We start from the raw sequence: 24,362 nt of genomic DNA on the forward strand, positions 1-24,362 counted from the left end.
CACTTCCCCAAGATCCCGCGAAGAACCTTTTTTTTGCCCGAAATTCAGTCGTCCGGGTCCTCTATCATGCGATCCCACTCTTCATCGTAAGGGATCTCATACTCTGGAGTGTCCATCGGCATCGGGGGAATATCTGGGTGGCCAGCTGAAGCTAGGGATAGCTCTCCACGGATTTCAAGCTCTCTATTCTGCATTCGATACTCGATTTTTTTCTGTTCTTCCATTGCTTCCAGTTCAGCACGCTCTTTGTCAAGCGCCCGATAGTGATCGTCAATCACCCCCTTCCCAATGACAAACATCTCTTGGCATGACTTAGCCAACGTACTGGGGCTATCCAGATCCAGGGTATGGACATGCTCAAAAGTACGTTTGTAGGCCTCGATATTGTCACCCTCCCCCTGGAGCCTGAAGGCAACGCGGCAACGTTCACCGCGAGAGTCCTTGGCCATCAACGTGATCGCCGGCTGGATCCAGACTCCAGTCATTCGGTCGACCATTGGCAAAACAGGCTTATGCAACCAGAGCTGGTAACGTGTGCTGATGTTGGGATCAATGTTGTCCAGGCAACGGGCCATCTCAATCACAATAAGGCGCTCTGGCCAACTGGCAACTGGTAACGGGGTCTCTGCACTGGCAAGCGGTTGCAACGCCCAACGGAGGATTGAGGGTCCCTCATCGGTTGGCTTATCGTAGGCAAAGGTTACAGCCAGCATGAACGGACCATCACCTGACTGCATCCCATTTAGCAACAGTGGTGGTCGTTTAGCCTGCCCCAACATTAGTGCAGAACCATTGAGCAAGACGCAAGAAGCCGCACCATTAAACAGGGTGTAGTCGGCGATCACACACAAAAAAAGGAATTGGTGCCGGGTCTTAGGGTCGCGTTTATGGGCACGATTTAGTTGGCCAAGCAGCATGTCCAATCCCTGTTCCCCAACAAATGTGAATTGCTGCAAGCACCCAAACCCTTTGAGATTGAGCGGATACGCTGCCGCCCGTATCTTCATCTGCAAAGAGTTCATCGAGATCTTCTGCCGGTGGTGACGATAAGTGCAGAACGAATCGTCCATCAGTTGCCAGAGGAGTTTGTAGAGAACATCTACCTTCTGAGCGGGGTTCTCAGCCTGAGTTCGTTTCGGTTTATCCGAATTATCAACAGGTGATATGCCCAATTCATCAAGAGCAGCACTCCGTTGTGCTTCCGCATCATCAATGACATCACCATCCAACGAAAGCAGGTCTATCTTGCGGTATGGAGAGATCAGGCGATACTCTGGCTGCTTCATCGCGGTAGTGTTGTCGCCAGCATCAGGGCCAGAGTCCTCCGATGCGCCTCCCAACCCAAGAGACGTGCGCAGAGGGCAATGTGGGTCGTGGTGACCATGCTCATGGTGATTGACTATCAGGTACCTATCTTCCGCAACCTGGCGCACAAACATCCTCGCGTCCGGCTTCTTACACCCACAGAGTAGCCAATACTTATTGTGGTGCAACGTTGCAAGAAGCTCCTGCGTCTCAAGGCTATCGCGGTTGTCTGGATGCAGGATTATAGACTTCTCGAGACGCCTAATCGGTTGAAGCGTCCCCCCCTTTACAACCCAAACACCCGCCATAAAAACCCCCCTCTAAATTGACAGCCGTTTATTAGTCCTCAGTTGCTAGATAATGCCACAAAACTTAAAGGGGGGTGTTGTGTTGGTTAAAGAGAAAGCGGTGAACCCTTGGGGTGAGTTATACGAATTTCTGACCGGGAAGGACAAGCTCAACTTTGCTCTTGAGCCAGAGATGAGAGTCCTTTATACAGCGATCAGAGATTTTTCCGCCCACTGTGCAATTTTTGACTCAGCAACACCCAGCTCAATGGCCCCCAAAAATGAACTTCCGTTGCTGCTTGTGGCAAGCCATTGCCTACAAACCGAGAAAACTCCGGAAGCCGCCGCCCATATGGCGATAGCAAGCTGTTCATTAGGGAGGCTGCACTTCTACTGCCAGGGGGAAAGCTGGAACCCTGAAGATGAAGCCCTTCACTCTTTCATCGGTCGAATGTACCCAACACAAGTTCAGAGAAAAGTGATGCCAGAGGCTGACCCCAGAGTGATCAGTGTTTGGAAGAAAATACTACAAGAAGTGAAGGAGAAGCAGGCGTGCGTAATTGGTGGTTCAAGCGGTCAACAAGGCAACAAGTCGGACAAATCGATAACAAATCACACGCTGATCCAGCACAACAAGCAAATGCATTAAGCGGTGGTGCCCTCGTCGCAGAGAGCCCTGATGCCTTGTTAAAACGCCATATACCCCTGCTGCAGAACTTGAGTGCATTCACGCAACTCGATGAGACCCGATTCAATCAAATTTACATGGAGCTCTTTCGAAATCTTGCAGCTTGGTGCCAGCACCTGCCCGCGAGTGAACGACATCACCACGCTCACCTTGGTGGTCTGTTAGAGCACAGTATCGAAGTGGCGGTGTACTCAGCCCGAATCGCAGGTCGATTCTTATACATAGCCGATGGAGAGGAACAGATCTCTCAATGGCAGGCCTTATATATCTTCGCGATGACTTCAGCGGGGGCACTGCACGATATTGGCAAGCTCCTCACTGATGTTGATGTGGTGGTTGTGAAGGGGTCAAACATGACACCCTGGTTGCCACACCTTGGCCCCATGGCGCCGGGTACCAAGTACATCTATCGATACAATGACCGCCGCCAGCACGGCGTACACGAAGTTGCGAGTCTTCCACTGATATTCCAAATCATGCCAAGGGCTGCACTCAGTTGGATCTGGAAAAAATCAATCATCCGCGATGAATGGCTTGCCACGATTGGTGGAAAAGCAATGGAGCTAGGGGGGAATATCGGTCGGTGCGTGATTGAGTGCGACTCTCAATCAACAGGCGACGCCATGGCAGATGCCCCTGTAGCAATAGCTGCACAAGCCACTGTGAATAGCTCTCTTGCAAAAAGGCCGCAAATTCATGCCCTGGCCATCAAGGGAATTACGCTGTCACTGCGTGACTTTGAGCCTAACAAGAAAAATTCACCCTATTGGGTATCCCAACACTTCATTGCTTGTGTCGCCCCGCGTTTCGTCGAATGCATCCGATCTGCCCTCGGCTCCGAAAACCAGTTCCTGCCGGATAACACCAGCTTGATATACGACACAATGGGTGACAACGGCATGTTGATACTGAACATGAATGGGAAGGCGATGCACTCGCTCATGTTCACTCCAAATCAAAAGCCACTTGCAGTGGTGCTGATCAAACGCCAGGTCCTAGACCCAGATGCAAAGCTTCCAGTCTACACCGGCAGGCTTCTATGCCCATCTGTAGATGAACAATATCATCATCAGATCCCTGGTGAAGCTCAGCCGGCCAAGGCAGGCTCATCAACAAGCGATGTGAAGCAGGTTGCTAAGCCCGCTCAATCACAAGTTCATTCAGATCAGAAGGCTATCTCTACTCAGACGATACCGAAAAACACCGCCGCTCCTGAAGCCAAAATGGTCCCACCCGATCAGAGCATGGAGTCACAACCTCAACAGCGTAATGAGCAAGTCCCACCAACCTGCACCGATAATCAGAGCTTCACTGAACTTACTGCCGAAGTGGTAGCGAGCAACGTTGAATACCCTTTGACGGTGAAGACTACAAGCGACGACTTCAAAAACTTCATTCAAGGAAATGAGGCGCCGAGTACACGTCAGGAGACTCGACAGTCCGCGCCACACTCCATCAAAAAAACAAATTCTGGCCGTTCTGATACAGCACACCAATTTATTGAGTGGCTACGTGCACAGATCATGACCGGGACCATCCAGGTCAATGCAAGAGCTGGCGCAGTACATATCGTTTCAGAACGCAGGCTCTGTTTTGTCAGCCCGGGGCTTTTCTACACCTTTCTAGATCAAAATGGCGCGAACAAGAACATGGATCCCAAAGCGAGACGCGATGCAGTGTCCAAAATTCAGCACGCCATTGCATCGGTATTGACGTTTGAGCGTTCTATCCTGGGTGGCACAATGATCACAGCTGAAATTGTTGGCATGCGAAAACGAGCTGACTTGCACGTGATGGTGCTGACAGCACAGGGTACCGAGGAGCTGATGCTTGACCTCGATTTCAACAATGCAAATAGATTCATAACACTCGGCGATATCAGATAGATATCGCAAAAAAAAAAAGACACAAATTTTGTGGTGATTGCGGGAGGATAAATAGTGAACGGGCTAGAAGAAGATTTGGATCTTAGGAAGCTTGATGGCGGGGAGAGACTGTTAGCAATTGCAGCACTCTACGGCAACGAGCAGCTTGAAATTCCAATTGATACACCTAGTAGTTACGAAGAGGTGATGGCCTCATCGAAGCGGTTTATTCGCGACTACCGAGCAAGCTGGAACAGCATCGTAACATTTGGTGCTGAGAAGCTCCGGTCGGCGTCGGCCATGGAAATCAAAAACGTGGCCGCCCTTCTCTCGCAGATTTGCGACGGTCAGGATAAGTGGGACAACAATCCAACAAGCCCCATCGAGGGTTACACTGTTGGCCATGCCATTTCATTTCTGGTCGCCACAAAACCAGACATCGAGATCTCCACAGCACCAGAGCAGATCTCTGAAGCACAACAAGACCTCTCATTTCTTGATCACGCAATCTATCTCACCGCCGAATCTATTGCCTCAACATATGGCATAAAACTATCAACGCTTATACATGGCGGTTTCTGTGTTGATCTGCGCAGCGTCTCCAGCAGAGTACAAATGGTCAGAGCAATCCCTTTACTTCTGCTCGGCGCACAATCATCACGAAGCGAGTCACTGGCGGCCGGCCTCGATAAGTTGGCTCTCAGAAATGGATATCGCGATGAAAACGAGATGGCAGAGTCAATTCATCTGCGATTCAACCTATCTCGTTCGTCCTGGGCCAACGCAACAATCATCTCCATGATCGACGAATCAAACGACAACACAATTCACCCAGCTTGTGGCAGACTAATGCGATTGATACGACGCATGTCGATCAGCGTGGCACTAAACAGCGGAGAGTGTGATGTCGAATAAACGGGACAAATTGATCGCATGCTGTGGCTCACTCCTGGCAGAGATAATCAGGCACGCCATCCTACATCGTTCATATGCGGCCCCATTTTCTCACAATCTAACAGGGTATGGGCTTGAGCAATTTTGCCAGAATGAATTTTGGATAAAGACGCTTCAGTTCAAACGCCGAGTGATGGATGACATTCATGATGACCCTAGCGGGTGCTTTGGAACTATCGATCTTCGACCAGTATTCAATGCCATCGCCAACGGTATGCCTGCAAGAGATGAGGACGCAGATGCTCAATTCCCTCGGGCACTTCTACTGCATTTGATCAGTAGTAGCTTCACAAATTGTGATTTCCTAGCAGATGTATGCCTACTGAAAAGGGATGAACTTATGTCAGTAGTCCAATACTGCAGGATGAATCCAAGTAGGCTCGGTTCTCTTGCTACATTGATACTACCGGAGCACATAAGGTTATCGCCAGACATCGCCATGATCATTGGGGAGACCTCTGAACAGCTTAACGAAGTGATACGAACTCAACAGCTTCTGTCCATGCTGAAAATTCACAGGAAGAAAATCGGTATCATCACGGGCTCGCCAATTTCAGCCATCCAGTGGATGGGGACGCAAAATACTCCCGGCCGACCAACGTCGAAAATCGACCCCCGTCTGGAGGGGCTTGTGATTCACACGCTGAATCTCTTCCAACCAAGTTTTGATGTAATGGACCCTCTGGATCTCTACACGCAGATCGTCAGATTCATAGTCGAATTTTACCAAGGCGATGAGCGGGAGGAAATTTCACTGAAGCATGCAGGCCAGCATCTTGGCGTACTTATGGGGAGGATTTCAAAGTGGAATCAGGCCGATGTCAGGAGATGTACGAATGCATGTAGTGGCATGGGTCTCAACATCACTATCACACCCAGCATAAAAAAAATGGCAACACAGGTATACCACGCTGTCGACATCATCATTTGATCAACAAACGGAGAAAAAGGAAAAATGAGCAGCAAACTGATTCTTGGAGCCCTCAGCAATGAAGAGACCTCGAGCACACCGAGCAATCGAGTAACCGAACTGGGCAGACTCAGGTCACACATCAAAATTGAGATCCATACCTATGAAGGAGCCGCACTGTTTTCCGGCGTCAAGCGTGAATCGGATCAGGACGGTACTGATGACAATGGTCAGAAGAAAAAATTCACCCCACACAATCTGACCATGTTGGCGCAATCCATGATGATCCTGGAAGGGGATATCCGACTCGACAACCCCTATGCAGACTTCTGGTTTGATTCAATCTGGACAGCAATTACAGAGTTCAGAGAAGAGTTGAAAACCAAAAAGCAGGCACTGATTAGCTACATGGAAGACCGGGTTCCAGAGAATTTCACATCCTCTGAATCTTTCTCCGTGAAACCCATCGTCTATCAGGTTCGTAGTGGTAGCCAGCTCTACTATCAGTTCCTGTATACAGTCCTGGAAATTGACTCCTTCATTCGCCTTGTCATGCTTGCAAGCCATGTAGCTCTGCTTAGCCCGAGTGCAAGAACCACTTACATTCGCGATGTTATGCGGGGCTGCCGAGCACTCATTTCACGCGCAGCGTCTTATCGACATACTCCTGTCACTCGAGATGACGTGTTAGCCAATAACGAGAAAGCTCGCATCGCTGCAGAGCGTTATGAGTCGATTGGGATCTTGCCATCGATTGGCCACATGCGCGGTGAAACTCGGCATGAATTCGCACCTGAAATTCATAACGTAGCGGAAAGAAAGAGCAACCCAGCGGACGCTTACATCGAACCTGAAATCGTTAAGGAAACGACAGCCGAAGAGGCATGATGAAAGAGATGGATGGCCTCTGTCTAAACTCTCTGAAACAGATGAGCGATGACTATATAGAGGCCGAGATTTCAAATATTGTCCATGAGCTTAATTTGAAGATTCGCGATGCTCTTCCATTAATAATAATCCCACATCGGAGTTACAATAGGATTTACCTCAGATGGAAGATTGTCGATGGTAGTAACAGAAGGATATCGAATTACAGTGGTTTTGGTCTCCAGCTAGATGAAACAGAGAGCTCTCTGGCCATAAAAACCCAAACTCAGCTCGACTATATAAACTCTCAACTCGGCCTGTTCGCCAAGCGAACGAGAAGATAGGAAAGACCCGCGATTATTGCGGGTCGTTTTTTATAGGCGGCACAGTAACGGCACGCCGCCCACGCCACTTGTGGTGGCATGCACCTAAAACAAAACGTGACTCAGATCACATTCATTGCACTCACCATCCCAGCCGTTGGGGAGAATTCCCACAATACAAGCGACCAATTGCACCGAAGTGCCCATGAAGAACGGGGCGGCACTCCTCCTCAGGCACGTGTTGGATCAACCTAGCGGAGCCCATTGGGTCTACACGGATTGAGCTAAGCAACACGCACACACCCATACGGAGCCAATTTTTGACATATTACTGCCCGCTGGGCTGCTGGAAAGGTAGATCTCCCCTAAGGGCAATAAACAGTCAAAACGTTAAAAAACAATATGATATGACAACGCGGCATGCTTTGCTTGGTCCGCATTCAAGTGCCGACGGCTATCAAAACCCAATCCGCCTTGGGGTTATGCAGGCCTACGCCAGCGCAATGGTGAAGGGCCCTCTATTTTGGTTCTTCGCGGGATCTTGGGGAAGTGGAAGTTGACAGACAGGGTGCTGGTAAACTGGCTGTCTCCAAACACACCACCACCATCACCCTGCTGTCGCCGTGCATCATATTGATATTGCCTCCTTCTGGCCAGGTTATACCGTCATCGCCCAAGCGCTTTCTGCCAACCATCACACCCTGTTTACCCTTGAGCCTCGCGCCGACTTCTTGCCCCGTTGTCGCCGATGCCTGCAACCCACGCCATTGATCCACGACCAACGTATCCGCCGGGTGCGTGAGCGAGACCTATTTGACCGACAAGTCTGGTTACAACTGCCTGTTCGCCGCGTCGACTGTCTGCGCTGTGGTCGCGTCAGTGAACATATCGACTGGCTCCCCTCTGGCTCCCGCCTCACCCGGCGCATGCAGTGCTGGATTGAAGCGCTCGTTCAGTACCTCCCCATCCGCCATGTCAGCCAGCTCACCGGGGTCGGTTGGCACACCATCAAGGAGATCGACAAGCGCCGTTTGCAGACCAGTGTGGGCACCATCGAACTTGGGGAGGTGCGGCGGCTGGTGATGGATGAGTTTGCCCTGCACAAGGGACACCGCTATGCCACCGTGATCATGGATGCCGAGCGAACCCGCGTCCTGTGGGTGGGGCACGGCAACAGCCGGGCCGCTATCCGTCCCTTCTTCGAGCAGCTCGGCGAGCGATGCCAGCAGATTGAAGCGGTGGCGATGGACATGAACACGGCGTTCGACCTGGAGGTGAAGCAACACTGCCCGCAGGCGGAGGTGGTCTACGACCTGTTCCACGTGGTGGCTCGCTATGGCCGAGAGGTGGTGGACCGGGTGCGAGTGGAGCAGGCGAATGCACTGAAAAGCGATAAACCGGCGCGAAAAGTGGTCAAAAGTGCGCGTTGGTTGCTGCTACGTAATCGGGCGAAGTTGAGTGAAAAACAGGATGTGAAGTTGCAGGAGCTGTTGGCGGCGAATCAACCGCTGGCGATGGTGTACGTGCTGAAAGAGGGGTTGAAGGGCATCTGGTATGCGCCGAGCGTGTGGGAAGGATGGCGACGATGGCGGAGCTGGATGCGGCAGGTGAAGGAAAGCGGGCTAGCGCCGCTGCAACGATTTGGTCGAAATTTATCGAAATATATGCGGGGGATCCTGGCGAGTGCAAACTACCCGATGCACACGAGTGTGCTGGAAGGGGTGAACAACAAGATCAAAGTGATAAAGCGTATGGCATATGGATTTAGGGACTCAGAATACTTTTTTCTGAAAATCAAGGCGGCCTTCCCCGGAAAGCCGCGATGAACCTCTATTTTCCCCCACACCCCCTTTAATGGTTAAGGGCAGCGCAGCCTGCCCCCTTCCCTTCGCCATTCCCCTTGCTCTTTGGCTGTCGATTAGTTCCCTTGATCAGCCCGGAGTGATCCGATAGCATTGGAACCGTCATGGTGAACATGACTTCAACAACGCCGCGCAGATCGTCGGCAAAAACGATCGGCCAGTTAGTCAGAGTAAATCTGGCCCGACGAAAGGCCCAGGGGCTGCCAGAGGCCGGAATGAAAATTCCTCCCCAACATCAAATCAAATAGCCAGGAAAAGAAACCGGCCTTTTAATTTCAAGAAAAACACGAATCATATTAGGGCGCCTGATGGCGCCTTAACTTTATCTGCTATACGGTCGTATCACACGCCTTCCTGCATTAACTATTTCCTCTCCGTAGAACCCATCCTTCGCCATTGCCCACTCTGCTAGATATCGAAGTTAATGCTGTTAGGCTTCAGCATATCGCTCAATGCATATCGCTGAAAAAATCACTGCCAAAACTGCACCCATTTTCCGGTATCACGTCATGGTAAAATTAACGACTAAAATCAACCATGGACGCATTGAGATGCAGACAGTAAAAAGTGCGCTGACAGTAGCGACAATCTGGATGATGATTGCGCAGGGTGTCACCGCAGCTACACCAGAAGACCGGTATGCAATTTCGCGTTACACCACAATCGACACCACTCCGGAAGTACGCCAATCTAATCCGCTTCTTACCGTTGTGAGTTTTTCATTTCCACCCACCGTAGAGACAGTAGGGCAAGCGATCAACTACACAATTCAGCAGACCGGGTACACGCTTGCCGAGATGTCTAATCTGCCAGAAAGCACGAAAGTGATGCTCACCCTCCCCTTGCCAAGCGTGCAAAGAAAATTTTCATACGTCACTGTCCAATCCGCTCTCAAGACACTTGCTGGTGATGCATTCTTGCTGCTTGTAGACCCTGTGCATCGCGTCGTCACATTTGTCCCATTACTCCATGATGAAGACCCTATATCTATTGAACTTAACGGTGTAAAGCAATGAAAACGGATAGCGATTTCCTCAAGCGAAAGAGCAGTGAAACAGACAGCCTTCTTTCTTCATTTGGTGTTTCAACTGCCCAGGGTGTCATTCAGGATGATGACTCATTAGTTGGCAAAAACCAGGTGAGTGGGGATGCCACATCCCCAAATTACGCAGGCACAGAAACGGCAAAAGCTATCGATGCAGTCCCAGAAATCGACCCGATGGATGTTGCAAGAGAACTCATGGGAGAAGACTTAAGTGCGGGTTGGATTGTAGGGGGAGTGGTAGAAAAAACGGAGCAAACATTCACTGAAGAACAAAGCTCAGTTACCGAACAGCCTCAAGATATGCAACTTCAGCGGAGTGATAGTGTCACCGACGGTGACGAATTTCTTCCAGAGATAACCCCGGATGCATCACACGCGAATAATGACGTAGAGCTAAATGATGGGGATGTACCTGTCGAACCTCCGTTGGAATCAATTCATGCAGAGTCTGGCGATAGACAAAAATCAACGAGCGGCATATTCCGTCGATTGAAAAAAGCAAGGCAGCCGGCACTTCATCCAAGCACCGAACATGAACCTGTGAGCGAGTCGACTCTGGATCATGACCAAGGAGACAGATATGAGCGGTATGATACTGACCCTGTAGGGGGAAGAACCATTGCGGCGGCGTATGTCAGTTTGGCTCTTGGTGTTTTCAGCTTTGGTTTAGCCAGCTACACATTTCTATCGCTCCCGAAGAATCAAAACATTCAACAGATTTTCGATGACCTACGTACTGAGATGGTAGCTAGGATGGATAAAATCGAATCTAACTCCGTGAATAGGACCTCTGAAATTGATGCTGCTGTAGGTGAAGTTTCGCGGCATGTTCAGCAACAGGCAGCAGATTTGTCAGCTCTAAACTCAGAGCTGAGCTCGCTAAAGTCATCTACCGAAAAACTGTCGACGGACACAGACCTTGGTTTAACTTGGGCTAGGCAAACTCGCCAACTAGTCGACAACATTCAGGAGTCTGTTGATGCATTGAGGGTTAGTCAAGAGGCATCTCAGGCAGCTATCAATAAGCTAAAGAGTACCGGCCACCAAGCCATCTCTCAAACAACACGCACTGCAGAGTCACACTATTCCACAACGAAGACTCTACCAGTCAGGAAACCTCAGTTGGCCAAAGTCGTCGATGGCCATACACTCTTCGATGTTGATGATTGGGGGGGTATCCTGCTTGTCACCATGATCAATGGCGACGACGTTAAGAGACTTCAAGTTGGCGATGAAATTGGAATGTGGCGATTGGAGAGTGCCGACCGTCAATCAAGACAGGCTGTATTCATCCAGGGGGACAAGGTTCTCACTGTCGTGGCCAGCGGAGGCTACTGATGCCTAGATGGATTTTACTTTCTGCGGCAGCCTTGTTACTGAGTGGGTGTAGCACCATCCAGAACCTTTCCAATTCGCTAGCCAAAAGCTTCGGAGAGACAGAGAGTGAGCCGAAGAAAGTGGCTACCGTCCCCGCGTGCTCACAACAAGACATTACCGGCCTCCGTTCACTTTACATTGACTCATCAAGGCCCTACTACTCTGGCGGTTCAATCTTCATTTACGGCCGGGACGGCTCGCGCTGCCTTCTACCACTGAGGTACTTACGATGAAATTTCAACGTGCAATTATATCCGCCATTGTCGCTGGCACGCTCGGCATATCAGCACAAGCTGTAGAACTGCGGTCAGGAGTAAATACCAATCTCACCACCATAGGCCAATCAGCAACACAACGTGAAACTTTACCGACCGTTAACGAAGTACCGTCGTATCTGCAGTGGACGAAAGAGGATCTTCGACAGTCCAAGGCATGGGGGATGAAACAATCAGAATGGATGGAGTACAAGGAGTTGATGTCCACCGGACCGAATGCCGCCTACTACTCGAATAAACCAGAGCTCACACCACTCATGGTCATGGGTATAAACGCCAAGACAGATTTTGATCGATCCCGATATGCCAAACTTTCGGTCGAAATGGAACGTGCCCGATTGGCAAGGGAAGTTCAGTTTGACGAGGCCGTTAATCAATACATCAAGACGCTGATCCCGAACCACCCGGTTTGGATGTCAGATTCGGAGAGAAGAACTTGGGCCAAGCGCAGCGCTGAATCTGGCGTTGACAGCTCTAAGGCCGCAGGCTTCAGCAGCAACAGTGTAGCGGTACCGATCAAGGACACGCGAACCGTTGCCTATGCTGACGCTGCAAACTGCGATGTCAGGTGCACCAGGTTCATCAAGAATCTCGCCACCAGCTCAAGCAAACTCAATCGCCTTGATCTGTTCGTCATCAATGCCAACGCCGATGAAAACCTGTTGTCTTTCTCTCGAAGTGTCGGGATCTCAACTCAGATGCTTGCTGATGGCAAAGCGACCGTGAACTATGACAGTGGATACTATGCTCGCCTTAAACCTACCCCTGGGTTGCCGGTTGCATACCGGGTCCAACTAAACAACACGGTTGAGTTGAAGCCATGAGGATAGGGACGATCAGTGCTGCAGTCATTCTGGCCATACTCACCTTTGCCAGCCCCTCACAAGGAAGCGCCTCAACCGATGCTCGAGGCCGCCATGCAACTAAGCAGGTTAAGGGTGCAAAGCCCCAAGTAGCACCTATTCCACCAGCCTACTATGAAGTAGCCATGATTAAGCGTGTGCCGGCAGATCTTCTGTATTCAATCTCGTTGGCCGAAAGTAAATTGCCGACAAACAAGGGGCGAATCGTGCCGTGGCCATGGACGGCCAACTTCAAAGGGAAAGGGTATAGGTTCAAAACTCGCGTTGCACTGTATCAGTTTTGCAAGCGGCTAATTGACCAGGGACACCGATCCGTAGACATCGGCATTGCCCAGGTGAATTGGCGTTGGCACTCCGGGAGGTTTGGTGGAGACCTCTGGGCGGCTACTGACCCATGGACGAACCTCAATGCGGCAGCTGACTACCTATCCGAGCATTACCAGAAATCCCGAAACTGGTGGCTAGCAGCCGGCCAGTATCACAACCCAACGGATGTAGCGAAAGCCACAGCCTATCGCAAGTCGGTGTATAAACAATGGCAATATGTAAAACAAACCATGCAATGACCGTTTTGGGGATCATGCTGTCGGCGATCGCTGGCTGTGCGCATGCAGATGTGCCATCGCCAGGGATTGTCATCTACCAGAATGAGAAGGCCTTCCCTATCAAGAACTGGGTTGATGACCAGTTTTACTCCGACCTGAAGAAACCGGATTCACTGGATCAGATCAAGACCAACCTCAAAACTGCTATGGAGAATTTCAAGCCCTCATCTGCAGCACTGCCAAGGATCTTTCCTATTGAACCAAAGCTCATCAAGCCGGTAGTTCTTCCTGGTACCCAGATGCTCAAGGAGCTGCCGGACCTCCCCCAGCCTCTGTTCGTCATCGGCACCGACGAGTACAGCATTCGATGGTTCCAGGCAAATCGAAAGGTGTTGGAGCAGTATGGTTCGTCCGGGGTGTTGACGAAGGTAAGGAACCAAACCGAGTGGGAGTACATGCAAAAGCTGGTGGCTCCCATGCAACTCTGGCCAATGAATGCTGATGCCCTCGCCGATCAGCTAGGCGCCCCGGGCTACCCGATCATGATCACCAAATCTGGTTTTTTTCAGTAGCTAGTCCGAGATGGCCATCCTCCCATCTGCCGCAGCCACGCCGGTGCCCCTTGCTCCCCGGCGAGATTCTCCCCCCCCCTTATATCCCATATATGGAATGTATCCATGACTGCAAAATTTGAAATTGAGTCCTTGCTACGCCCGCCTGTTGAGCTCTACAGCTCTGCGATCATGTCAGGGGGAGCAGCGCTGTGCATGTGGGCGCCTCACACTCTCATGATGACTCCATCAGTCAGCTATGCCTGTGGCAGTATATTGGCGGCCGGGGCCCTCAGCAGGTTTCACGACGGATGGACCGTCAGCAAGTACCATCGCAACCTTACGCGCCTCAGTTACTACGAGATGAAGCCCCAGGACGTTCCATGTTCGCAACGTCTCAACTGGATCGGCCGAGGTTTTGAGTGGAAGCCCATTCACACACAGCGGATGATTGAGGCGCAATCCATCAAGGCGATGAAGTACCTGGAGCCCAGCAATCTAAGTAAGCTGGCCCGCCGGGCGGAAATTACCTTGGAGGGGAAAGGGATGCTGGCTGAGTCCATCGCCAAAGCGCTTCGCAAGGACAGCCCATGGAACCCTGTCCGCCCCCTCCCCCCGTTGGGGGATCGCCGATCATGCATGCTGTTGAACCTCATGAAAGGGATGTCTACGAAGACCTGGGAGAACGAGTTGCTCACAAAATCGTGATTGGCACAACGCGCGTGGGGAAGACCCGAGCCGCCGAGATATACGTTGCGTCCGATATAGCCCGCGGCGACGGCTGCACGGTCTTCATGGACCCCAAATCTGACGCCGGCATCCTCAAGCGCCTCTATACGGAAGCCAAGAGGCACAATCGCCCGTTCTACATCTTCCACTTAGGATTCCCCGACATCAGCTGCCGCTATAACGCCGTGGGCTCATTCGCCAGGATTTCGGAAGTGGCCACCCGGGCCACCAGCCAACTCGCCAGTGAGGGAAACAGTGCTGCTTTTGCGGAGTTCTCTTGGCGATTCGTGAACATCGTTGCACAAGCTAGGGTTGCAATGGGTAGTCGGCCTAGTTACGTGCAGATCCAAGGTGACATTGCTGACATGGAACCGCTATTCAACGACTACAGCGAGTATTACTTCGAGAAGCACCGGATTGCTCGCTGGCGAGAGGACGTGAGCACTATCGAATTGAACATGAAGGCTCCTCCCCGGCACATGCAAAGCCGGACCAAGCGAACCGCGGCCCTGGAAGCCTACATCAAGGGGAAGCGCATCTTTGATCCTGTGCTGCTGGCCTTGCTATCTGCAATTCAGTACGACAAGACCTACTTTGACAAACTGACTGCATCCTTGCTGCCGTTCGTGGAGAAAGTCACATCCGGCCGGCTGGTGGAGCTGGTGGCCCCAACATACGACGCCAAAGACTCCCGACCCATTATCGACTGGATGACCATCATGCGGCAAAAGGCAGTGGTCTATATCGGTCTGGACGCCATGACAGATAAGACAGTAGCAGAGGCCATTGGCGGTTCTATGCTGTCTGACCTGCTCTCTACCTGTGGCTATCTGTATAAATACGGGATGGAAAAAGGGTTGGTGGACGCAAGAAATGGCGTTTTACCGAAGGTTTACCTCCACTGCGATGAGTTCAATGAGCTGGCGACAGATTTCGCCATCCCGATCCTCAACAAGTCCGGTGGCTCTGGGGTGAGGTTCACAGCCTACACCCAGTCAGTTTTCGACCTAGAGGCCAAGCTTGGAGACGCAGCCAAAGCCCAGCAAATGTTGTCAAACTTCAATGCGATCATCATGCTGCGCGTCAAAACCATAGAAACAGCTGAGCTTCTTACCAACCAGTTGCCAGAGGTCACTATTAGCGAGTTGGGCGCACTGAGTTCTGCACGTGATAACTCCGACGTGACTAGTACCATTCACTTCGAGTCGAACAACTCGGATACCATCGGCACACGCCAGGTCCCACTACTACAACCCTCCGATATTATTCGCCTGCCCAAGGGTCAGGCCTTCGCACTGCTCGATGGCGCCAAGCTCTACAAGCTGCGTTTCCCGCTAATGGATGACAGGAAAGACAACATACCAATCCCGAAAGACGTGGAAGAGATCTGCGCACTGATGGAATCGAACTACCAGACCTCGGATAGCTGGTATAACAACTTGAGATCCTGGAAGAGCATAGACAGGCCAACCGCGGCCAATAACCCCTTTGGTCAGACTGCAGCTGGCCTCCCCGATGAACTGGCTGCGAGGGTTGCCTGATGGCCACACCGAATGAACGGATCGACATCATCTCGTTTGTCATCGTCTCCATCGGTATGGTGGTTGGGGCCACCGTCACCGGCGTCATGATTGAATGGTGCGGCATGATATGGTTCTGGCCTGAGCAAGGAGCCCAGCACGCCCTCAAAATGGTGATCGAAGAGGCTGGTTATCTGAATGAAGACTTCGTTAATGCAGCGCTGTTTGGTTGGACACCGACTGAGGCTATCCATTACATCACACAGGCCGTAACGGGTTCCCCTATGGGGCCCGACGTTTTAGACCCCGCGAGGTATCGATGGATCACCTCTTGGTCTGCTTCGATGGCGGTTTTCGAACAGTACCTGCTCGCGGCCATCTACATCACTATCGTCTGCCTAATCCGAGCGGTGATCTTGCTGTTTACGTTGCCACTGTATGGGCTATTCATGTTTGTGGCCTTCTTTGATGGGTTGATGCTCCGGGATCTACGCAAGTACGGAGGGGCTCGGGAGTCTGGGTTAAGACACCACTACGCCAAGCGCATGATTTTACCGTGCATGTGGTGTGGGTGGGGGCTGTACTTGGCCATTCCATTCACAATCCACCCCAACTGGATTTTGGTGCCCAGTGCAGTGCTGTCCTCTGTATCCCTCTGGTTGGCAGTAAGGTTCTTCAAAAAGCATCTGTAATGGAGGAGCCCATGACCAGACCCCACGTCGTTGCGATCCTATCCAGGGTAAGCAGTCTGGAGACATCGCAAGCATTGGAGTTGCTTGCTGACAGCCACGAATCATCTTTCAGCATGAAAGAGCTGTTGTTTGTCTGGGATCGCATTTCCACATGCCTTGATCATCAACATGCAGGGGACAACTCGGATGCCCTTCTGCAATTAGAGCAAGAGTTGGCCGCCATCGGTACCTACCAAGTCCTAGACGCCGGCGAATAGCGCGATCCGAAACTAACAGCGGGGCCAAAGGCCCCGCCTTCTTCTCACATTCGGTGCTTGTCAGGGGGGGCCTCTCCAGCCATTCACCACCCACCCACCAAGGGCGTTTCCATGATTGTTCTTCCTTCTCTAACCTCATTCACTGAGCCGCTTTCATCTCTTCTTCTTCACCTGCAGACCTGGCCGATTCTGGTTCTATTTGTGTTGCTCGCAATGCTCGCCTTTTTTAACCCGGTCCGCAGGTCAAGGGGGAGAAAAGGAAGGCATGAGGCTCGGATAGAACAATCGGGTTCGGTGCTGGCAAAAATTCGGGGAATACCGACATGGCAGGCCCAGATAGCCTACCTCCGCAAGATCGACCCATACACATTTGAGGAGCTCATTCTCAGCGCATTGGAACTGCAGGGATTGACGATCATTCGAAACAAAAGCTACTCCCGGGATGGTGGAATTGATGGAAAGGCTGTCATAGGCGGTAAATTGGTACTCATCCAGGCAAAACGCTACAAGAAATTCATCAGCACAGACCATGTGAGAGCATTTACCGAGCAATGCCGGCAGCAGGAATGTAAAGGCCTATTCATTCATACTGGACGTACTCCGAAATCTGCTTGGCACGCGATCAAAGGGTCCCCTGTCACTATCATCAGCGGCCCACAACTCGTCGAGTTCCTAACATAACCGCCGGTGACCCACCAACCGAGAGACCCAGGGAGGGTCCACCAGCAAGGTTGTGCTGCCCAGCTCTATGGTAGATTCATCCCATCGAAGTCAACCAAGAAGGAGCCGGAAAGCATGAGACATGGACCAACGATAAAAGACATCGCGAAAGCGCATGCAGATGTGATTCCTGGGTGGGTCATCACCATTTTTATCTGTATGACAGCTGCCATAGTTCGCCTTGCCTGTGGCTTAGATTATGTTTGGCAACATGATGATTTAGTTGGTTTCATTTCTCTTTGGTCTATCCCGTGGCTAATAGCTGTGGTTGGGGTCTTGGTGAGCTTGTGACACAACGTAGAAATCAATGAGCGGGCCCGGGATATTTGCCGAAGCCGAAACGCCGCTCGGTATTGATAGATAGGCTGGCGCTGTGAGCTCGGGCATGTCCCAACAAAGCACTCTGCCCCATCGTAGGATACCTCGCCACCGAGACATCCAGGATAGCCACCCATTATTGGCTCCCCCTACTCCCCTCGGCATAATCACGACAGCAGATCAGCATTCGTGAGTGCGACCTGCCATTCCTAGATTAACCAAGCCGGGAGCGCTCCTGAAGTTGCGTCACTCGGCATTATGGTACATTCAACTCATTGAATATTAACGATTTCGACCAAAGAGAGAACATCATGAGCATCAAAGGAATTCCCAAAGTCAGAATGCAAGCAAAGGGTCTGTACCATTCCGGAAATGTCGACGCAGCCCAGCTCCTGAGTGACCTAGCCGACGCCTATGAATACCTGGCAGCAGAGTATGGCCGGGTCATGGAGCAGGCCGGGTTCAGCGCGTCTCGCGAAGCATGCGAGAAGGAAGCTCTGGCGTGGCTAGATCCGACTAAGCGCCCGGCAATCGAAGAAGGTGGCATCTGAATGGCCACCAAAAACGCTCCGTTTTACAGCCTCCGAGCAGGCAAAGACCGTGATGTTAAAAGCCACCGGACCCGTGAAGCAGCAATGAATGCTGCTAAGGAACATGGACAAATCTGGATCACAAAAACAGGAACTCAGCGGCAAGTTCACGAAGTATCTGGCGGGGGATGGAGGAGCTTTAAACCTGACAGCCTCGCCCCTGACCTCCGTGCAGAGCTCGAGCGCCTGGGGCTGATTTAAAGAGGGGGAATATCATGACTGCTGAAACGGCAAAACACGGCCTTGCACCGAGTGCCGACCATTATGAATCAGTTCAAACCATTGTCGACACGGATGGTCTACATCTGAGTTGCGAGTGCCATTCTGATGTGTCTTTCACCAGCGAACCGCTGGCTGGCGGGTTTCTCTTCGAGTGCCAAGAGTGCGGTCGCTTGTACCACAGCGGGCCTACTCATAGCGATGAAGACATGGTTCGGGTGAATAACCTTTTGACAGCGATCAACATAGTCAAGTGAACTGGAGAACAGATATGGAAGTGCGTGACATCATTGAGCTTCTGCGTGCCGGATGGAAACTTGCAAACCGGAGGGCTGGGTGGTATCTGTCCGCCCCCCAAAAACCCTATCACAAAAACGAACAGCATCTTATCTGCGACGAATTGGTGAATGAAATGGAAAGTGCCGGGGTGATCAAAACGGCAATGCCGCACAACACCATTCACGCCGTTCTTGTAGAAAAACAGGGTTAATCAAGGAGAATAGATTACCCATGAAGTTCATCACTGATATTTTACCTGGTGAAAGCGTGATTCTGACCACCTCATTGATTCACTGTCATCTGCAGATCGTAGACTTGTTCGACAAGGCAGTAGTCATCTTTGAATACTCCCCTCCAGCAGAAGGTTGGACACATGAAAGCCTGTGTGCTCTAGATATCCCTCTGGAGCGCCTCCGGGGTGCGGATGCTTACCTTGGTGATACCTGGGTTGGCTCAACAGAGGTATAGGGAGCAGACAATTGCCAACACCCGTTTTTGAAATCGTGTACCAGGACGAGACCATGCTGCTCCTTCTGGATCTAGACCTCTGCGCCACAATCACGAATTCAGCCGAACAGGTTGTGCGCACGGTTGATGAGTTGGTCGGCGGTATTGGAAAGCGACGTCTTGTTTATCGAGATACCATTGGCCGGTATGACGAAATCCTGGTCGATAATGGTGTGTTTCGCGGGTTCAAAGCTTGCTCAATTTCACAGCAGGACTTTCTCCGCGCACTGTTACTGAAGTCCCTATAGCCCGAGGATTGCATCCCCTGCCTGCCTAGATCTAGAACCACCGGCAGGATGAATTTGATTACCCCCCCTTCCCTCCAATCAATCACAAACTCCCAGGCACCGGCCACATAGTTCCGGTGCACTCGCCCTCTCGTTTTGAAGCTGTTCAGGTACTTGCCGCCCAGGATGGGCCCCCCTTGCATTGCAAAAAAGCAATTTATCCTGTCACCAACTTATCAATAAAAATGGGGGGACCCTATGGACTTCAGTAAAGCAATCGCCACCACCATAGACCTGCCGGTGCAGGTTTGCGAACGGGAAAAAATCCTCAACTACGCAGAGTGCAAGCCACTGACGTTGGCTCAGCGTGATGATTTCCTATCTAAATGCCGGCACTTCCCCGGTGATATTTTCATCATCAACGATCACTGCTTCTCCATCATCTGTCATTCCGACGTGGAGTGGGTATTGGTGCCGTTGAACCAACAAGCCAGCGAGCTATACCGGTACCGATACTTGATCGATGCCAGCGAACTGCACCATCGCAGCCTTACAATTCACTAATGTTGAGAGGAATAAAATGACCGCAATAGACACACGACCCAACACCGCAGACCAGGGTGACTCGAGGGTCAGAGCCGGTTCACTGTGGCTCACGAAGAACGGCTTTATAGTCATGGTGCACAACATCATATACCTCGATGGCCGTTCGCTCGTAACTTACTCCTACTCCGACGCAGACAATGCGGAACTGAAGTCCCATCCCCTGGCCACCTGGCATAAGGAGCTCATTCCTCACCAGCCATTGACGGCTTGTGTACGAGCAGTGCATGCCTCGTATCAACTGATCCTGATGTCCATTGAGGAGCAAATTAAGAACGACGTGTTGCTGCAATTGGGTGATCAGGGGGCCGGGTATTCTCAGGAATTTCTGAATTCAATGCTGGAAAGCATCGAGAAAATCTCGAGTGACTTGTCCTGCCAGGCAGGATCCGTCATTGCACCATTTTTTGGCCACACGATGGGCTCAGCTCCGGATACATTCCCGGAACTGGCCTTTGAGTCCATATCGCGGCTTGCTTTGATCTACGATGCCATCCATGCCGCTGCCCGGCAGCCCGAGTTTAATCACTCCTTTGACATTTTATCCGCGGCGCGTAATGGCGAAAGCAGTTGTACCGAGGCGGTCGGTTTCACGGCTTTGGCTACCAACCTAATCAAGCTGCAGATAGCTCTCGGCCGGGCGGCACTGTCTGAATACGAAGATCTGCTTGCTGATGTCATGACCTGGCCTCTGATCGGCTTCCCTGGTGCTAGATAGCCCAAATCAAATGCGCTGCAGCCAAGGGCTGCCAATAACACAGTCCTAGCAATGGCTGCAGCGAACTGTCCACACGTTCACAGGCTACTTATCCAGCAATTCTGTGGATAACTCACATCAGAAATAGCTCACGATTTCACCATAGGATTTACTCGGCGTCAGAGGGGTAGACTCTCTCGCGGTAATTTTTGAGGGGACCAAAGTTAATGCTCATTGCTAGGCAGCCAGTGTTCGACACAGAGAAACAGGTGATTCATGCCTATGAGTTGCTTGCGAGAAATAGTGGCCTATCAAGGTTCTCCCCTCCAACCTCCGATTACCACTCCTGGTTCGACATTGATAAGGCCGTTCTCGATCTCGCGGACCAGCTCCTTAAGGGGGAATTGAACCTACTGGTCAATGTGAGTGAGCATACCTTGGCAGTTGAGCGCCGATTCCATCAATGGCGCACTCTGATCCTCAAGCTGGCCCGCAAGCACAACATCTTGGTTGAAGTCACCGAGCTGGTCACCCCCTCTACGCTCCAAAAACGATGGGATAGCCTAAGATCGATGGGTGTCGAACTTGTCATGGATGATTTCGGCACGAAATACTCCACGCTTACACGGCTGCATGATTTTGAATGGGACATAGTGAAGTTTGAGTGTGGCCAGACGAACGGCTACACCTCCTGCATGCTGGAAGGGATTGATACTTGTATGAGGAAGGGGATCCCCATCATCGCTGAACGCATCGAAACCTACAACCAAGCTGTCTCATCTCAAATGCTCGGCTTCAATCTGCAGCAAGGTTATTTTTGGGCTAAACCCGAGATCGTTTTGCACTCCCAACTACACACCCGGGTGTAGAACCCCTTACCCGGGCCTAGCAGGGTTTTCACAGCCGGCATGGCTGCAACTCAAACTTGCATTCCTGAGTACCACGAGACAATGGCTACAACCCTCTCATCAGGATTGTGCATATGGCTCGCAACACAGCAAATAGTCATTTTCATCCAAAGGACTGCCGCTATTGTGGCGCTCCTCTGGAGCTCGTCAGAAAACAGGTGGTGTATCCTGCCGCGCCGGCTAAAGCGATGATCTACCGTTGCAACCGTGATGCCTGCGATAGCTACGTTAGCTGCCGAGAAGGAACTGACATCGCGATCGGTTCTGTTGCCAACAGGGAAACCCGATTGGCGAGGCGCGAGGCACATACCAGCATCAACACCCTGATCGATTCCGGCAGAATGAATAAGCACGAAGCCTATGCATGGATGCAGCACCTTCTGAGCCTGCCATATACTCGCCGGGGCATAGGCTGGCTGGATGAGCACGAGTGTAAGGTTGTTATTCGAGAAGTAAGGGAAATCATGAGCCGGTCTCGATATGAAGCCTCCCTGAGAGGCATAGCTAGCTTGAGAGCGCTTTTTGATAAGAACGACCGAACACGGGATGATTCCTCTCGGAGCAAGGATAAAAATGCCCAGAGATTAATGGATCGCCTTCAGCTTCTGAACCACTTCAACGCTTGATTGCGACGAGGAATGAACGCCACAAATGAACAGAATGATTGCTAGACTGCGAACCCATGGCATTGTAACTGCCAGCCACATGATCGGCATTGGCATCATGCTTCTGGTACTTGGTCTAGCTAACACGGGGTCTGACCCATGGCTGTCTGCAGTCGTTGCTGCGGCGGGGCTATTCTCTTCAATCCGTATCCATACAGCTGCGGTTCGGTACCAAAACTCCATGGTTGGGTATACCGCTGAAGGGTTGGATGATGAAAATCAGAGCTAATTGGTAACTCAGGCGTCAAGCACGGCCATATGGAGAATCCATGGCCATATTCTGATCCTGGAGTGGTAACCACCAGGAACCAAAGGCGAGTTTGGAGTAACTATGAGGCAATCCGATTTAGAGTACACCGGCGAGCTTGATGGGAGGCATTGTTGGGTGTGTAGGGGCGACGAGTTTTACTGGACTCCGGGATCCCATGTGGTGACCAGTGATCTAGCCGGCGTCATTCCATTTTGTCACTGGATTTGACCCCATAGGTCCAGACACTTTTTCCCGCTTAGGATTGTGATACCCGACTGCGCAGAAATTCCCGGGGTGAACGGTATCCCAAGGCGCTGTGCGGGTGGTGTTCGTTATAATGCTCAAACGCGATAGCCAAATTGCCTACCGCTGTTCGGCTATCCGGTTTTGGCATCATCTCGATATAGTCTCGCTTCATCGTCTTCACGAAGCTCTCCGCTATACCGTTACTCTGTGGGCTTCTCACCGCAGTAGTTCTGGGCTCCAACCCGATTTCTCGTGCAAACGCGCGGGTCTCATGGGCTCGATACGCCGAGCCATTATCAGTCAGCCACTCCACCGGTGATGCCGGCAACGAATCCCCAAAGCGACGTTCGACAGACCTCAGCATGACATCTTGCACAGTGTCACTGTCGTAACCCCCAGTACTGGCCGCCCAGTCCAACGCTTCCCTATCGCAGCAATCCATGGCGAACGTGACACGTAGTTTTTCACCGTTATCACAGCGAAACTCGAAGCCATCTGAGCACCACCGTCGATTGCTCTCCTTGACGGCAACACGCCCCTTATGTGCCTGCTGGGCCAATGGTGCAGCTGGTTTTCTTTCCAGCAGCAAGCCATGCTCGCGCATGACGCGATATACCCGCTTAGCGTTTACCACAGGTTGTTCTGTTGCCTCAGACTGACGCCGTAACAGCGCCCAGACCCGGCGATAGCCATAGGAGGGAAGCTCTGCCATCGCCTCCATGATACGGCCAAGTAAGGCTGCATCATCACGCTGGCGATGATGACGACCATCTTGCCAACCCGGTTTTCGATGAACACGAACGGATAGCTGCGCACGCGATACATTAAGAGCCTGGCTCACAGCACTTAATCGTCGTCCCCCGGCAACAAGGGCGCATGCGCAATCCATTTTTTTGCTCGACCATACTCCACGGCTTCTTTGAGGATCTCGTTCTCCATGGTCTTCTTCCCGAGCAGACGTTGTAGCTCTCGGATCTGCTTGATGGCAGCAGCCAACTCGGAAGCAGGAACAACATCCTCACCGGCGGTGATCGCCGTGAGAGACCCTTCTTGGAATTGCTTACGCCATTTGAAAAGCTGGTTTGCGTTGACGTCGTGCAAGCGAGCAACATGAGAGACGGTCATCCCGGGCTCAAAGGTCTGCTGCACGATGGCGATCTTTTCTTGTGGAGTCCGGCGTCGACGGCGCTCGGCCCCTGTTAACACTTCGACCATCTT

27 protein-coding genes and 1 pseudogene are annotated in these 24,362 nt (G+C 51.6%); 26 read left to right on the forward strand and 2 right to left on the reverse strand.

Annotated elements, in window-relative coordinates:
* Positions 1-44 precede the first annotated feature (44 nt).
* Positions 45-1,439, reverse strand: coding sequence for a hypothetical protein (locus tag C2U40_RS25250; protein WP_128344144.1), 1,395 nt, complete (start codon positions 1,437-1,439; stop codon positions 45-47).
* 253 nt (positions 1,440-1,692) lie between these two features.
* Here C2U40_RS25250 and C2U40_RS26330 point away from each other — a divergent pair, with 253 nt between their 5' ends.
* The 26 genes from C2U40_RS26330 (at position 1,693) to C2U40_RS25370 (ending at position 22,609) form a co-directional block, all read left to right on the forward strand.
* Positions 1,693-2,241: a hypothetical protein gene (locus C2U40_RS26330; protein WP_158656464.1), complete on the forward strand. Its 549-nt coding sequence runs from the start codon at positions 1,693-1,695 to the stop codon at positions 2,239-2,241.
* Complete coding sequence (locus tag C2U40_RS25255; RefSeq protein WP_158656465.1) at positions 2,145-4,166, forward strand: TraI domain-containing protein; 2,022 nt, start codon at positions 2,145-2,147, stop codon at positions 4,164-4,166. Before C2U40_RS26330 ends, C2U40_RS25255 begins: the two co-directional genes overlap by 97 nt.
* A 54-nt stretch (positions 4,167-4,220) precedes the next feature.
* The gene (locus C2U40_RS25260; RefSeq protein WP_103829292.1) at positions 4,221-5,060 is read left to right on the forward strand and encodes a hypothetical protein; all 840 of its coding nucleotides are present in this window, start codon (positions 4,221-4,223) and stop codon (positions 5,058-5,060) included.
* 379 nt (positions 5,061-5,439) lie between these two features.
* The gene (locus tag C2U40_RS25265) at positions 5,440-6,030 is read left to right on the forward strand and encodes a hypothetical protein (protein ID WP_128343822.1); all 591 of its coding nucleotides are present in this window, start codon (positions 5,440-5,442) and stop codon (positions 6,028-6,030) included.
* 24 nt (positions 6,031-6,054) lie between these two features.
* Positions 6,055-6,897, forward strand: a complete 843-nt coding sequence (locus tag C2U40_RS25270) for a PFL_4669 family integrating conjugative element protein (RefSeq protein ID WP_103829290.1) — start codon at positions 6,055-6,057, stop codon at positions 6,895-6,897.
* A gap of 925 nt (positions 6,898-7,822) precedes the next feature.
* Positions 7,823-9,025, forward strand: coding sequence for an ISL3-like element ISAeme19 family transposase (locus C2U40_RS25280; RefSeq protein WP_081000878.1), 1,203 nt, complete (start codon positions 7,823-7,825; stop codon positions 9,023-9,025).
* A 488-nt stretch (positions 9,026-9,513) separates the two neighbouring features.
* Positions 9,514-10,077, forward strand: coding sequence for a PFGI-1 class ICE element type IV pilus protein PilL2 (gene pilL2 / locus C2U40_RS25285; protein WP_103829256.1), 564 nt, complete (start codon positions 9,514-9,516; stop codon positions 10,075-10,077).
* Entirely contained in the window at positions 10,074-11,444 is a 1,371-nt protein-coding gene (locus C2U40_RS25290) for a hypothetical protein (protein ID WP_103829255.1), read from the forward strand. The genes pilL2 and C2U40_RS25290 overlap by 4 nt, the downstream gene beginning before the upstream one ends.
* Before the next feature lie 268 nt (positions 11,445-11,712).
* A complete protein-coding gene (locus tag C2U40_RS25295) occupies positions 11,713-12,582 on the forward strand; it encodes a hypothetical protein (RefSeq protein WP_128343935.1) in 870 nt (289 codons plus the stop codon).
* Positions 12,583-12,746: 164 nt separating this feature from the next.
* The gene (locus C2U40_RS25300; RefSeq protein WP_158656466.1) at positions 12,747-13,187 is read left to right on the forward strand and encodes a transglycosylase SLT domain-containing protein; all 441 of its coding nucleotides are present in this window, start codon (positions 12,747-12,749) and stop codon (positions 13,185-13,187) included.
* Positions 13,184-13,738 carry a PFL_4695 family integrating conjugative element protein gene (locus C2U40_RS25305; protein WP_158656467.1) on the forward strand — a complete coding sequence of 185 codons (555 nt, stop codon included), beginning with the start codon at positions 13,184-13,186 and terminating at the stop codon, positions 13,736-13,738. Before C2U40_RS25300 ends, C2U40_RS25305 begins: the two co-directional genes overlap by 4 nt.
* Before the next feature lie 105 nt (positions 13,739-13,843).
* Positions 13,844-14,425, forward strand: a complete 582-nt coding sequence (locus C2U40_RS26805) for a hypothetical protein (protein WP_219812548.1) — start codon at positions 13,844-13,846, stop codon at positions 14,423-14,425.
* Positions 14,353-15,987 (forward strand): type IV conjugative transfer system coupling protein TraD, encoded by a 1,635-nt coding sequence (gene traD / locus C2U40_RS25310; protein ID WP_233768860.1) that lies wholly within the window; start codon positions 14,353-14,355, stop codon positions 15,985-15,987. The genes C2U40_RS26805 and traD overlap by 73 nt, the downstream gene beginning before the upstream one ends.
* Positions 15,987-16,658 (forward strand): DUF4400 domain-containing protein, encoded by a 672-nt coding sequence (locus C2U40_RS25315; RefSeq protein WP_103829251.1) that lies wholly within the window; start codon positions 15,987-15,989, stop codon positions 16,656-16,658. The genes traD and C2U40_RS25315 overlap by 1 nt, the downstream gene beginning before the upstream one ends.
* A gap of 11 nt (positions 16,659-16,669) precedes the next feature.
* On the forward strand, positions 16,670-16,915 hold the full coding sequence (locus C2U40_RS25320) for a hypothetical protein (protein WP_128343929.1): 246 nt from the start codon (positions 16,670-16,672) through the stop codon (positions 16,913-16,915).
* A gap of 111 nt (positions 16,916-17,026) precedes the next feature.
* Positions 17,027-17,596: a restriction endonuclease gene (locus tag C2U40_RS25325; protein WP_103829249.1), complete on the forward strand. Its 570-nt coding sequence runs from the start codon at positions 17,027-17,029 to the stop codon at positions 17,594-17,596.
* A 114-nt stretch (positions 17,597-17,710) separates the two neighbouring features.
* The gene (locus C2U40_RS26335) at positions 17,711-17,926 is read left to right on the forward strand and encodes a hypothetical protein (RefSeq protein ID WP_103829248.1); all 216 of its coding nucleotides are present in this window, start codon (positions 17,711-17,713) and stop codon (positions 17,924-17,926) included.
* A 338-nt stretch (positions 17,927-18,264) separates the two neighbouring features.
* Entirely contained in the window at positions 18,265-18,504 is a 240-nt protein-coding gene (locus tag C2U40_RS25330) for a hypothetical protein (protein ID WP_103829247.1), read from the forward strand.
* Positions 18,505-18,744: a hypothetical protein gene (locus tag C2U40_RS25335; protein WP_103829246.1), complete on the forward strand. Its 240-nt coding sequence runs from the start codon at positions 18,505-18,507 to the stop codon at positions 18,742-18,744. It abuts the gene before it with no gap.
* 289 nt (positions 18,745-19,033) lie between these two features.
* The gene (locus C2U40_RS25340) at positions 19,034-19,252 is read left to right on the forward strand and encodes a hypothetical protein (protein WP_103829245.1); all 219 of its coding nucleotides are present in this window, start codon (positions 19,034-19,036) and stop codon (positions 19,250-19,252) included.
* 20 nt (positions 19,253-19,272) lie between these two features.
* The gene (locus tag C2U40_RS25345; RefSeq protein WP_103829244.1) at positions 19,273-19,509 is read left to right on the forward strand and encodes a hypothetical protein; all 237 of its coding nucleotides are present in this window, start codon (positions 19,273-19,275) and stop codon (positions 19,507-19,509) included.
* Positions 19,510-19,562: 53 nt separating this feature from the next.
* Positions 19,563-19,796 carry a hypothetical protein gene (locus tag C2U40_RS25350; RefSeq protein ID WP_103829257.1) on the forward strand — a complete coding sequence of 78 codons (234 nt, stop codon included), beginning with the start codon at positions 19,563-19,565 and terminating at the stop codon, positions 19,794-19,796.
* Positions 19,797-20,033: 237 nt separating this feature from the next.
* Positions 20,034-20,339, forward strand: a complete 306-nt coding sequence (locus C2U40_RS25355; protein WP_103829243.1) for a hypothetical protein — start codon at positions 20,034-20,036, stop codon at positions 20,337-20,339.
* 112 nt (positions 20,340-20,451) lie between these two features.
* On the forward strand, positions 20,452-21,096 hold the full coding sequence (locus C2U40_RS25360) for a hypothetical protein (RefSeq protein ID WP_146054412.1): 645 nt from the start codon (positions 20,452-20,454) through the stop codon (positions 21,094-21,096).
* Between the two features lie 248 nt (positions 21,097-21,344).
* On the forward strand, positions 21,345-21,944 hold the full coding sequence (locus C2U40_RS25365) for an EAL domain-containing protein (protein ID WP_158656468.1): 600 nt from the start codon (positions 21,345-21,347) through the stop codon (positions 21,942-21,944).
* Positions 21,945-22,057: 113 nt separating this feature from the next.
* Positions 22,058-22,609 carry a zinc-finger-containing protein gene (locus tag C2U40_RS25370; RefSeq protein ID WP_103829240.1) on the forward strand — a complete coding sequence of 184 codons (552 nt, stop codon included), beginning with the start codon at positions 22,058-22,060 and terminating at the stop codon, positions 22,607-22,609.
* Between the two features lie 504 nt (positions 22,610-23,113).
* Here C2U40_RS25370 and C2U40_RS25380 read toward each other — a convergent pair.
* Positions 23,114-24,359: pseudogene (locus C2U40_RS25380) on the reverse strand (IS3 family transposase).
* Between the last annotated feature and the right edge of the window lie 3 nt (positions 24,360-24,362).

The sequence above is a fragment of the Aeromonas sp. ASNIH4 genome, assembly GCF_002934425.1.
Classification (GTDB): domain Bacteria; phylum Pseudomonadota; class Gammaproteobacteria; order Enterobacterales; family Aeromonadaceae; genus Aeromonas; species Aeromonas hydrophila.